The sequence below is a fragment of the Croceimicrobium hydrocarbonivorans genome (assembly GCF_014524565.1).
GTDB classification, from domain to species: Bacteria; Bacteroidota; Bacteroidia; order Flavobacteriales; family Schleiferiaceae; genus Croceimicrobium; species Croceimicrobium hydrocarbonivorans.
Genome location: NZ_CP060139.1, coordinates 577,946 through 590,451 on the forward strand (window position 1 = coordinate 577,946; position 12,506 = coordinate 590,451).

Consider the following 12,506-nt stretch of genomic DNA (forward strand, 5'->3'; position numbering starts at 1 on the left):
TAAAGTGTAGAATTTACACTTTAGCGATTTTTTTGAATGATTCTAAGGCTTATAATTGCCAGCCCTTGCACTCCATTTTTCAGCAAAAATCTAAGCTAATTCCGCCTTTAAACTCATGTCTAAACCAGAGACACTATGCGTTAAAGCCCCCATCGAAATGAAGTCTACACCAGTCTCAGCATAAGCCACCAGAGTTTCACCGGTTATTCCCCCTGAAGATTCTGTTTCAATTTTAGATGCAACCAGCTCTACGGCGCGATAGGTATCCTCAACTGAGAAATTGTCAAACATCACCCTAAGCACTCCTTCCGATTCGAGAACTTGATCCAATTCCTTAAAATCACGCACCTCAACTTCAATGGGAATATCTAATCCATGCTTAGCTTTATAATCCAAAGCCTTTTGAATCGCTTGGGGCACGCCACCAGCGAAGTCGATATGATTATCCTTGAGCATGATCATATCAAATAAACCAAAGCGATGATTATAACCTCCTCCCCAGCGAACAGCCTCTTTTTCAAAAACACGTAAATGCGGGGTAGTTTTACGCGTATCCAACAAACGCGCCTGGGTATGCGATATGGTATCTACCAGAGCTCTGGTTTTAGTAGCAATGCCACTCATCCTTTGCATTAGGTTTAAAGCCAATCTTTCTGCCTGTAATAAACTATGTGCCGGTCCCTCCAGATGAAAGGCCAAATCCCCCGGCTTTATCCTACTGCCATCTTCGATTAGGACCTCCATCTTTATTTGAGGGTCCACTATTTTAAAAACTTCACGGGCCACGGCCACGCCTGCTAAAACACCTTCTTCTTTAACAAGAAGCTTCATTCTGCCTTGCATACCCTGAGGGAAAGCACAATTTGAGCTATGATCGCCATCGCCGATATCCTCTGCTAAAGCAGCTTTAATTAAAGAATGGTATTTCTCGCTGTCCATGTTTCTAAACTTAGGTCGGTACAAAATTCGAAAAACGGAAAGACTCCCAATCCTTAATTCAATAATAAATGCTGAATAGAACTTGGCCTATTCTATTTCAAACAAAATCTACATTATCTAGAAAGCTATCTCTAAATATTTGCTCCTGCTTCAAGGCAATTTCTAATTTTAGGCCATGAATCCATCGCATTCAGAAATCTTACATATCCTTCCCGGTGGCGGTTTTTCATCAGAAGTCAAGGCCCTGGCTAAAAGTTTGGGTTACAATAGATTTGAATTCTATGACGATGGAATAGCATACTTGAAAAACTTATCCGAGCTCCCCAAAGAAGGAATGGCAATTATAGCCGCAGGTTCTTCACAGTTGCGACTTAAAATTAAGAGCAAGCTCCCCCCTGGATTATTATATCCGACTTTGATTCACAATTCAGTTCTATTAATGGAGCCTAGCACCACCCAAATTGGCAAGGGAACTTTAATTGCTGCTGGCTCTATCTGCACTACCGATATTCAGATTGGCGACTTTGTTATTATAAATTTACATTGCAGCATTGGTCATGGATGTAAAATAGATGACTTCACCTCTTTAATGCCAGGAGTGCGATTAAGCGGTGATACTCACATTCAAAAAGGGGCCTATTTAGGTTCAAATTCGGTAGTTCTTCCGAACCTAACTATTGGTGAAAATGCAATCGTAGGCGCTGGAGCCGTGGTAACCAAAGATGTTCCTGCCAATGCCACAGTAATTGGAGTACCTGCAAGGCAAGTAAAGCCTGCAAATAGGAATTAACTAAATTCTTCGAGGAGTTTTAAAAGCTGCTGTTTTCTCAAATCAGCAGCATATCGATCCTGAATTAAAAACCTGGCCTCTTTGCGTCGCTTTTCAAGATCTAAACTTTCCAGAGCCAATTTAACCTGCATTTTAAGACTTAAAACTTCTGCCTTCTCAACTACAAAACCGCTATTACCTACAATTTCAGGTAGGATGTTAACTGATGATACAATAGGAACACATCCGCAAAGCATGGCCTCACAGAGCGAAAGACCAAATCCCTCGAAACGGGATAATTGAAAGTGAAAGCTGGATTGATAAAACTCTGCCTTTAATTCAGCTTGACTTAACCTGCCCAGGTATTTAACCTTGCCCTTTCTCCATTCAGGATTCTTTGGACCATCCGTTCCAATAACCACAAATTCGCAGTTTGGGAATTCGAGGGCTAACTGTTCAATCAAATCACCTCCTTTCAGTAGAAATTGCGAGTCATTAAAAACCGCGGTGAAACGATAATTATTACGAACATAATCCTGGTCACGCTCCCATTTACTGAAATCTAGGCCATTGGGAATTACCCGAATCGGGGTTTTCAAATTCGGATAAAACTGCTTGAGGCCTTGAAGCTGATCATATTCGTTGTAGCTATTATCCGTATGAATCAATGATTCGCTTACTGGTAATAAGCATGTTGCTTTGCGATAAGAAGCTCCGCAAATCTTACGAATCCATTGCTTTCGGAGACTCCCGTATTTATAATGGGGCAAACTAGCTGCATCTGTACCATGTAGAACGATATATACAGGAATCTTCAAAATAGCGCCTAAATAGGCTGGAACCAAAGACCAGAAGCCGCCAAACTCAATAAAAATGAATTGCGTTTTACGAGCCCGACTTATAATCATGAAAAACTGTTCCAACCATCGCCAGGGGATTAAGGCCCTCACCTTCCAGTTTCGAACACTTTGCTTTACTGGATAAACTGCTTGTAAGGTTTGAAGATCGCCACAAATGAATGCATTGTAGAAGGGCGCAATAAATAAAACCTCTTTTCGAGTGGCCATGTTGGTTTTTCTAAGAAACTGGGGCTAAAGTAAAATTTCGGTGGCATTAGCTTATAATGCCCGAAACAATATTTACGCGTTCCATGGGTTTGCCTTGCGGAACTATTAAAAAACTAATTTTGAGCCAGCCTTATTTAGATCAGATGCTGATTTGCTTACACTATGGGTAAAGTTGCGAAACAATCTTTCTTCAATTCCATCAACTCTTACCTCGGGGTTGTTCTCGGAGCTTTTAACACCATGTTCTTTTTCCCTCGGGTATTTATTGATCAACCCGAATTTGTTGGAGAAATCACGACCCTTTTAGCTGCGGCTACCGTTGTTTCCACCTTCGCCCACTTGGGCTTCCCGGTTTCCTTGGTCACCTTTTTTCCTCGACTCAGCAAAGAACAACAGCAAAGCTTTTGGAGCCTCGCTCTATTTGCGTGTATAGGAGCCAGCCTCATTATGCTGGTTGCTGGCTTTAGCCTTTATCAGCTTAACTCCTTTTTATTAGGTCCCATTGGCTACGTTCTCCTCTTAAGTATCAGCATGCTATTCTTTGAGCTCTTTGCTGCCTTAAGTCAATATTCTAATAAGGTTGTATTCCCTCAGTTCATCAAAAACACCTTTCGGAGAATAATCATTTTAGTGGCCTTGATCTTTGCCGCTCTCAATGAGCAAAGTCAGGAATTATTTTATCTGATACTAAGTATAGGTTACCTGCTTCAATTACTGGCCGTGATCCTATACAGCATTCCGCAATTGCCAGGCTTCAGCTTTAATTGGGGCAATTTAAATCTCAAAGAAATTTTAGGCTACGGTATGCTCATCATGCTCGCCTCCGGTTCCATGCTATTAGTGAGTCGCCTTGATATTTTAATGATTCGAAGTTTCCTCGGAAAAGCACCAGTAGCTTTTTACAATATTGCCTTCTTTACCGGCACCATAGTCTCCGTCCCTCCCAAAGCATTAATGGTAAGTATTCGTCCTTATTTATCTAAGGCTTGGGCCCGAAACGACATGAATGAAGTTTCGCAATTATATCGCAAATCAGCGCTCACTCAATTGGCTATATCGGGCTTCATATTCATGTTGATTTGGGTAAATCTCGATCTTAGCCTTTTTGTAATTCCCGAAAGCTTTCAGTTTGATGCTTTTGCTGGGGTAGTGCTGTGTATAGGGATTAGTGAAATGGTTAATAGTGCCACCGGATCAAATGGCTTAATCCTAAGTATCTCCAATCGACAGGCCTATAATTTCTACACGGGCCTATTCTTGATTGTTGTTACTCTATTAGGAAATCTAGCACTCATTCCAAGTATGGGCCTCCTCGGCGCAGCCTTGGGTAGCTTAATTGCCCTCACCAGTTACAACATCATCAAGTTAATTTTGGCACATCGTTTTTTCCAGCTTGTACCCTACAGCAAAACCTTCTGGAAATTGTTAACTGTAATCAGCTTAAGTATTATAGGACTAAGCTTATTAAAGATGCTCGCATTACCTCTTTTAGGATTTTTAGCCATTGGCAACCTGCTAATCTTCATCCTGTTTATTGTTCTTTTCAAGTTCACTGATACCCTTGATGATTTCAAACAAATCCGAATTCCAGGAATAAATTCTAAGTCTAAAAACTGATTGTGCCCTTAATAAATAAAGGCGCAGTAATTTTGCCCTATGTGGAAGTGGTTTAAAGAACAGTGGCGCTGGCTTAATAAAAAGGTAGCGCGCTATACCAAACGTATTACCTTGCCCCTGTTTGACGGGCTGAGTTTGTACGATGTTTCCAAATTCTTTTTCCGTGGAATTATTAAAGGAAGTGTTACCAGCAGAGCAGGTTCTATTGCTTACTCCTTCTTTTTAGCTCTCTTCCCCGGAATCATCTTCTTCTTCACCTTGATTCCCTTTTTCCCGGTTGACTCCCTCGAAACGGAAGTTTTTAAGGTTTTTCAACGCATACTGCCTCCAGACACCTTCGATGCCGTTCAGAGCACCATCGCCGATGTCCTAAATCACAAACGTGGAGGATTATTGTCGGTAGGTTTCTTCCTGGCTATGCTATTCTCTACCAATGGCATCAATGCGATTATCTCCAATTTTAATCAAACCATCCATAAGATTGAAGAACGTTCGCTCTGGCAACAACTATTGGTAAGCCTTGGACTTACCGTTGTTATCACCGTTAATTTTCTGGTAGGAATAATAGTGATCATCTTTAGTTCAGATGTATTAAATGGTCTCTTGGATTTCTTCGGCCTCGAAGCGATTTCTTCCTTTGCAGTAGAATTGGTCCGCTACCTCTTATTGGTATTCCTGATCTTTATCGGGATAGTGTTGATTTACAATTTCGCCCCTTCCGGCAAACGAAAATGGCGCTTCTTTTCCCCGGGAGCCATATTGGCCACGGTACTCATATTAGTAACCTCATACCTCTTTAGTTTTTATGTAGCCAATTTCAATCAGTACAACACCCTCTACGGCTCCATAGGAACTCTAATGGTAATCATGCTGTGGATATATGTTAATGCCCTGGTTTTGATTATTGGATTCGAACTAAATGCCAGTATTGCCAGTTTAAAATTGGAGCGATTTGAGGAGGAACAAAAAGAACTAATGGAGGAGCCAAAAAAAGCTTGAAATTTTTTCAGCTAAGTCTTTTTTTGAATTCAGATTTTCCATTTATATTTGCAGCCCGAAAAACGAATGGACCACGGCGAGAAGCCGACCTAAATAAAGAGATATGAAACGTACTTATCAACCTTCAAACCGTAAGAGAAGAAACAAGCACGGTTTTCGTGAAAGAATGTCTACTGCGAATGGTCGTAAGGTTTTGGCCTCTCGTCGCGCGAAAGGTCGCAAGAAATTATCTGTATCTAGCGAAGGAAACTACAAAGGCTAAGATGTCTTTGTATTCATAATATATTTATTAAGGTGTTGCCAGGCAGCACCTTTTTTTTTGCCTGCTCGATTATAGCTTCGTAGATTAAACACCAAATTCAGATCATGCCAAAGGATACTTCAATTAAACATGTATTGATTATTGGAAGCGGCCCCATCGTTATTGGACAGGCCTGCGAATTCGACTACTCCGGCTCACAAGCGGCCCGGTCATTGCGAGAAGAAGGAATAGAAGTGTCCTTGATAAACAGCAATCCGGCCACTATTATGACCGATAATGTGGTTGCCGACCATGTTTATTTACTCCCCCTCGAAGTAGCTTCCTTAGAGAAAATCCTCAAGGAGCAAAATATTGATGCCGTACTCCCCACCATGGGAGGGCAAACTGCACTAAACCTCTGTATTGAGGCCGATAAAGACGGACTCTGGGAAGAACACAATGTGCGTATCATCGGGGTAGACATCGATGCCATTAACATTACCGAAGACCGCGAAGAGTTTCGGAAATTAATGACCAAAATTGGAGTGGGGATGGCTCCGGCCAAAACTGCGACCTCCTACCTTAAGGGTAAAGAAATTGCCCAGGAATTTGGCTTCCCTCTTTGTATTCGTGCTTCTTATACCCTAGGGGGATCGGGTGCAACCTTCGTTTTTAATAAAGACGAATTTGAAGAGTCGCTGAGCCGCGGATTGGAAATCTCGCCGATACACGAGGTGATGATTGACAAAGCCCTCTTAGGATGGAAGGAATTCGAATTAGAATTACTGCGCGACTCCAATGATAATGTGATCATCATCTGTTCTATCGAGAACATGGACCCTATGGGTATCCACACCGGTGACTCCATTACGGTAGCTCCGGCGATGACACTTTCCGACACCACCTATCAACGCATGCGTGATATGGCCATCCATATGATGCGTTCTATTGGCAACTTTGCCGGTGGTTGTAATGTGCAGTTCGCGGTTAGTCCGGATGAAAAAGAAGACATTGTAGCAATTGAGATTAACCCTCGTGTTTCTCGTTCTTCGGCCTTGGCCTCTAAAGCAACCGGATATCCGATTGCTAAGATTGCTGCTAAATTGGCTATTGGTTATCACCTAACGGAATTGGATAACCAAATCACTCAAACTACTTCCGCCTATTTCGAGCCTACTCTCGACTATGTTATTGTAAAAATCCCACGCTGGAACTTTGATAAATTCGAAGGTGCCGATCGTCGTTTGGGCTTACAAATGAAGTCGGTAGGTGAAGTAATGGGTATCGGTCGTTCCTTCCAGGAAGCCCTGCATAAAGCTGCTCAATCCTTGGAGATTAAGCGTAATGGCTTGGGAGCCGATGGTAAAGGAGAAACGGATCAGAATAAAGTTCTTGAGGCCTTGGAAAAAGCTTCCTGGAACCGCGTTTTCATGATTTATGATGCCATGCAATTGGGTATTCCATTGCGTCGTATTCACGATATCACTAAAATCGACATGTGGTTCTTGCGCCAGATTTATGATCTGGTCCAATTACAAGCCGAAATTGAAAACCACAATTTAGCTAACCTTCCCCGTGAGCTCTTACTCGAAGCCAAGACCAAAGGTTTTGCGGATCGTCAGATTGCGCACATGATTGGAGTATTGGAAAGTGAGGTACACCAAAAACGTGAAGAGCTCAATATTAAGCGCGTTTGGAAACTGGTAGATACCTGTGCTGCAGAATTCCCTGCCCAAACACCTTATTACTACTCTACCTTCGAGTACGATTTCCAAACTGCAGATGGGGAATTAGGCGTTGAAAACGAATCGGAAGCCAGCGATCGTCGTAAAATTATCGTGCTCGGATCCGGTCCAAACCGTATTGGTCAAGGTATTGAATTCGATTACAGCTGCGTTCACGGTGTACTTGCCGCAAAGGAATGCGACTACGAAACGATCATGATTAACTGTAATCCTGAGACCGTTTCTACAGACTTTGATACGGCCGACAAGCTTTACTTCGAACCCGTATTCTGGGAGCATATTTATGATATCATCCTCCACGAAAAGCCTGATGGTGTAATCGTACAATTAGGTGGACAAACCGCTCTTAAGCTTGCGGAGAAATTAGATCGCTTCGGAATTCCAATTGCCGGAACCAGTTACCAAAGTTTAGATTTAGCCGAAGACCGCGGACGTTTCTCTGAACTGCTTAGAGATAATGAAATACCTTATCCCGAATTTGGTGTAATCACCAATGCTGATGAAGCCCGCGAATTAGCCGAGCAATTAGGCTTCCCTATTTTGGTGCGCCCTAGCTATGTATTAGGTGGCCAAGGGATGAAAATTGTGATCAATCAGGATGAGTTAGAGCACCATGTGGTGGATCTGTTCAAAACCTTCCCCGGAAACCGCGTTTTACTGGACCACTATTTAGAAGGTGCAATTGAAGCAGAAGCGGATGCAATTTGCGATGGTGAGGATGTGTACATCATGGGAATCATGGAGCACGTTGAACCTTGCGGAATCCATTCCGGTGATAGTAATGCCACTTTACCTCCCTTTAACCTGGGAGATTTAATCATCCAACAAATTGAGGACCATACCCGCAAAATTGCCCTGGCTCTTAATACCGTTGGTTTGATTAATATTCAGTTTGCGGTGAAAGATGATAAAGTATATATCATCGAAGCAAACCCCAGAGCTTCTCGTACCGTTCCTTTCATCGCGAAAGCATACGATGAGCCTTATGTGAACTTTGCCACCAAGGTAATGTTGGGTGAGAAGAAAATTAAGGACTTCAAGTTTGAGCCTAAGCGTAAAGGTTGGGCAATCAAACAACCGGTCTTCTCGTTTAACAAGTTCCCGAACGTAAACAAGAATCTGGGTCCGGAGATGAAATCTACCGGTGAGAAGATTTACTTCATCGATAGCCTTCGCGATCCTGTATTTAAAAAGATTTACGCCGAACGAAACCTCTATTTAAGTAAATAGTGTTTTTATTTCGACTCTTATTTGTAGTTGTATTTATCTACCTGATATCCTTTGTGGTTAGGAATTTCTTTGTGCGTCCTTTTCGCCAAGGATATCAGGAAAGAGACCAATCTTCTCAAGCCAACCGGGCCCGTCAAAATGAAGGCAAAACCAGCCTGAACACGAATGGTCAAGGTCGTACTCACGATAATCACCAAATTGGTGAATACGTAGATTACGAAGAGGTAGAAGATGATGATAAGGCCTCATGAAAGTTGCAACAGTAGTAGGCGCCAGACCCCAATTTATTAAAGCTGCACCGCTAAGTAGAGCCTTAAAAGCAGCCCATATAGAAGAGTTCATCATTCATACTGGGCAGCATCAAGACGCCAATATGAGTGGGAGCTTTTTCGCTGAATTGGGATTAGCTGAGCCACGCTACCAACTTTCTATCAATAACCTTCCCCACGGTGCCATGACCGGAAGAATGCTCGAACAAATTGAAAGCATTCTGCTGGATGAAAAGCCCGATATGGTAGTAGTCTTTGGAGATACAAACAGCACCTTGGCTGGAGCCTTGGCTGCCAAAAAAGCGGGCATTCCGGTAGCACATATCGAAGCGGGAATGCGCAGCGGCTTGGATTTTCAGCCGGAGGAAATCAATCGCATCTTAACTGATCACCTCAGTAGCTTGCTGTTAACTTCCAATGAAGAGGCGAAAGAGCACCTCTTGAAAGAAGGAATTTCGGAAGCCAAAATTGTGGTTAGCGGCGACCTAAGTCTTGATCTGTTTAATTGGCAAAAAACACATAGACGGTTACCTGCAGGTCTTGAGCTTCCCTCCCATTTTGCGTTACTTACCCTCCATAGACAGGAAAATGTAGATGAGCCCGCTCGTTTAAAGGCATGGATAGAAGCTTTGGAAAAAGTAGCGAAGCATATTTCCATCGTATGTCCCCTTCACCCACGCACGCAAGCTCGTTTGGATAAATTGGGATTAAGCTTACCTGCACAGATAATCCCTCCTTGTGGCCATGCGGAAATCTTAGCTTTAACGGAGGCCTCAAGTATGGTACTCACGGATAGCGGTGGTTTACAAAAGGAGGCCTATTTCTCTGAGCGCCCTTGTTTAACACTGAGGGAGGCAACTGAATGGACCGAATTGGTGGAGGGAGGCAGCAATATGCTTTGTGAGCCGGAAAATCTGGAAAACCATTTCTTGGAACTGCAATCCAAATCTCTAAAATATCCTTCTTTGTATGGAGACGGAAAAGCGGCAATTTCTATCGCAAAAAAGATTCGAGAATTTATTGAATCCCTTCCCTCTCTTTCTTAGTCATAGCTTAAGAGAAAATCAAGTCTAAGACCCTATATTTGGGCAACAATCTTACTTTGATGTTAAAAAAATACGGAATCCATCTTATTGCGGTTGGCATATTCATTGCCTTAGCCGCAATTTTCAACGCCCCTGTTTTATCCGGAAAGACCATTGAGCAAAATGATATTATGCAATATCAAGGTTCTTCCCGTGAAATAAAGGAATATCGGGATAAAGAAGATCGTCAGATTCTTTGGACCAATGTGATTTTTAGCGGAATGCCTTCCTACATGACCAGTGTAATTCATGATGGAGAAATTCTTAAAAAGATCCCGACCATAATTAATACTGTGCTCCTGGATCACTCTGTTGGTTACATTTTTATGCTAATGCTAGGCTTTTACTTGCTAGGAATCTCCTTAAATGCAGATCCGAGAGTAGCCATGATTGGTGCCCTGGCTTATGGCTTTTCCAGCTACTTTATCATCCTTTTAGAGGCTGGCCATAATGCTAAGATTCACGCAATGGCCTATTTACCGGCCATTTTAGCGGGGATGGTTTGGTCGTACCGCCGTTCCAAAATCTTCTTAGGAGCAGGCATATTTGCTTTTTTCCTTTCGTTGGAATTAAGTGCGAGACATCCTCAGATGTTTTATTATTTCCTATTTATAGCCGTTCCTTTCGGGATTTATCAAGGAGTTAAAGCCTTGATGAACAAAACTTTAAATCAATGGATTAAAGCTACCGGCTTTTTAATTGTGGGTGGCCTCTTGGCATTGGCCACAAACTATCCATACCTTAAGAGTACCCTTGATTTCAGTAAGCACACCATTCGTGGTAAATCTGAATTACAGCTAAACACCGGAAATGCAACTCGAGGTTTAGATAAGGACTATATCACCAATTGGTCCTATGGTATTGATGAAAGCTGGACTCTGTTAATCCCCAATTTCAAAGGAGGAAAAACAGGAAGGATTGGCGAAAACGAAACGGCATTAGACGCGGTCGACAGTCGTTTTAAACAAGCTATATCTCAACAAAACTCCTATTATGGAGACCAGCCTTTTACTTCTGGACCGGTATATGCTGGGGCTATTTTAGTTTTCCTTGCCCTTATGGCATTGATCTTTTACAAAGGAAAATTAAAGTATCTCTTTCTTGGAGTCTTCTTTTTAACCTTGGCACTTTCCTGGGGTAAAAACTTTATGCCTCTTACCGACTTCTTTGTTGATCACTTCCCTTACTACAACAAATTTAGAGCGGTATCTTCTATGTTGGTGGTTCCTGAGTTTATTCTGCCTTTATTGGCGATTTTAGGATTATCCACCATTAGTCAATGGTCTAAATCAGATTGGAATCAAGAATTAAAAATTCCAATTCTTGGCAAACGAAGTAAGCTGAAGGTATTCTACATCGGTAGTGGAGCGCTATTGCTATTCCTAGCCTTAAATTATGTTAGTCCAAGTCTGTTTAACACCTTTTTGAGTAATCAAGAAGCAGAGACCTTACCCAAGGCTCTTAGCGAGGCCGGCTTTAATAGCGATCAATCCAATCTCTTTATGGAATCCTTAGAAGGTGCTCGCATGGGTATTTTCAAAGCGGATGTTTTACGCAGTTTGTTCTTTATTTTAGTAGGTTCCGCATTAACCTGGCTTTTCGCTCAGGGACAGTTAAGAAAAAACATCTACATCCTTGGATTAGGATTATTAATAGTGATCGACCTTTTCGTTGTTGACAAGCGCTATTTAAACAGCGACAACTTCGTAAATGAGCAAAAGTTGGATAAAAACTATGGTGTAAATCCCACGGTTGCGGATCAATATATAATTCGAGAATATGCTAATGATCCTTATTTCCGAACTTTAAATCTAACTGTATCTCCATTTAATGATGCCACTACATCCTTCTACCACTATAGCTTAGGTGGATATCACGGGGCTAAGCTCAAGATATATCAAGAGTTGATTGAACATCAATTAACTAATGAGATTGACATATTCCGCAATGCCTTAAACAATCAACAATTCAGTCCTAATCTGTTCTTACAAACTCCGGCTATGCGTATGCTCAACATGCGTTATGCCATCATCAACCCAAATTCCCAACCGGTTGAGAATACCCATAGATTAGGAAATGCATGGGCCGTAAAAAACATCAAAAGTGTTGAAAGTGCCAATGATGAATTGTTTGGATTAAAGAATCTCGATCCGGCTGAAACCGCAATAATGCGTAAAGAATATGCTGACAAAGCAGGGTCTTTACCAGCCAAGGCAGGAAACGCAGACATTAAGCTGAGCAGCTATGATCCAGAAATTTTAGAATACAGCTATCAAAGTGCCACCGAAAATTTGGTGGTGTTTTCTGAGATTTGGTACCCAGAACATTGGAAAGTTACAATTGACGGAGAACCAGCTGAATTACTTCGTGCGAACTACGTACTACGGGCTCTTAAAGTACCCGCTGGAAAGCATACTATTAAAATGGAATTTACTGCTGTTGAAGATTATAAAGGAATTGAATCGGTAAGCCTGGTTTCAAGCATCCTCATCTTACTTCTTCTACCATTCAGCATTTACTATCAAAATAAGATCTCTTAAGAACC

General features: G+C 42.0%; 10 protein-coding genes. 8 read left to right on the top strand and 2 right to left on the bottom strand.

Annotated elements, in window-relative coordinates; genetic code table 11:
- Positions 1-90 precede the first annotated feature (90 nt).
- Positions 91-939 carry a carboxylating nicotinate-nucleotide diphosphorylase gene (gene nadC / locus H4K34_RS02695; RefSeq protein ID WP_210759297.1) on the bottom strand — a complete coding sequence of 283 codons (849 nt, stop codon included), beginning with the start codon at positions 937-939 and terminating at the stop codon, positions 91-93.
- 175 nt (positions 940-1,114) lie between these two features.
- Between nadC and H4K34_RS02700 the strand changes: the two genes are divergently transcribed.
- Entirely contained in the window at positions 1,115-1,729 is a 615-nt protein-coding gene (locus H4K34_RS02700) for an LbetaH domain-containing protein (RefSeq protein ID WP_210759298.1), read from the top strand.
- On the opposite strand, the gene H4K34_RS02705 is transcribed toward H4K34_RS02700, so the two are convergent.
- A complete protein-coding gene (locus tag H4K34_RS02705) occupies positions 1,726-2,775 on the bottom strand; it encodes a glycosyltransferase family 4 protein (RefSeq protein ID WP_210759299.1) in 1,050 nt (349 codons plus the stop codon). The two genes, H4K34_RS02700 and H4K34_RS02705, sit on opposite strands and share 4 nt — an antisense overlap.
- A 162-nt stretch (positions 2,776-2,937) precedes the next feature.
- On the opposite strand from H4K34_RS02705, the gene H4K34_RS02710 reads away from it, so the two are divergent.
- The 7 genes from H4K34_RS02710 (at position 2,938) to H4K34_RS02740 (ending at position 12,501) form a co-directional block, all read left to right on the top strand.
- Entirely contained in the window at positions 2,938-4,392 is a 1,455-nt protein-coding gene (locus H4K34_RS02710) for a polysaccharide biosynthesis C-terminal domain-containing protein (RefSeq protein ID WP_210759300.1), read from the top strand.
- 39 nt (positions 4,393-4,431) lie between these two features.
- The gene (locus H4K34_RS02715) at positions 4,432-5,391 is read left to right on the top strand and encodes a YihY/virulence factor BrkB family protein (RefSeq protein ID WP_210759301.1); all 960 of its coding nucleotides are present in this window, start codon (positions 4,432-4,434) and stop codon (positions 5,389-5,391) included.
- 103 nt (positions 5,392-5,494) lie between these two features.
- Positions 5,495-5,653 (top strand): 50S ribosomal protein L34, encoded by a 159-nt coding sequence (rpmH, locus tag H4K34_RS02720; protein ID WP_210759302.1) that lies wholly within the window; start codon positions 5,495-5,497, stop codon positions 5,651-5,653.
- Positions 5,654-5,757: 104 nt separating this feature from the next.
- The gene (carB, locus tag H4K34_RS02725) at positions 5,758-8,607 is read left to right on the top strand and encodes a carbamoyl-phosphate synthase large subunit (protein ID WP_210759303.1); all 2,850 of its coding nucleotides are present in this window, start codon (positions 5,758-5,760) and stop codon (positions 8,605-8,607) included.
- Positions 8,607-8,858 (top strand): hypothetical protein, encoded by a 252-nt coding sequence (locus tag H4K34_RS02730; protein WP_210759304.1) that lies wholly within the window; start codon positions 8,607-8,609, stop codon positions 8,856-8,858. The genes carB and H4K34_RS02730 overlap by 1 nt, the downstream gene beginning before the upstream one ends.
- A complete protein-coding gene (gene wecB / locus H4K34_RS02735) occupies positions 8,855-9,922 on the top strand; it encodes a non-hydrolyzing UDP-N-acetylglucosamine 2-epimerase (protein WP_210759305.1) in 1,068 nt (355 codons plus the stop codon). Before H4K34_RS02730 ends, wecB begins: the two co-directional genes overlap by 4 nt.
- A gap of 59 nt (positions 9,923-9,981) precedes the next feature.
- Positions 9,982-12,501, top strand: coding sequence for a glycosyltransferase family protein (locus H4K34_RS02740; RefSeq protein ID WP_210759306.1), 2,520 nt, complete (start codon positions 9,982-9,984; stop codon positions 12,499-12,501).
- Positions 12,502-12,506 lie beyond the last annotated feature (5 nt).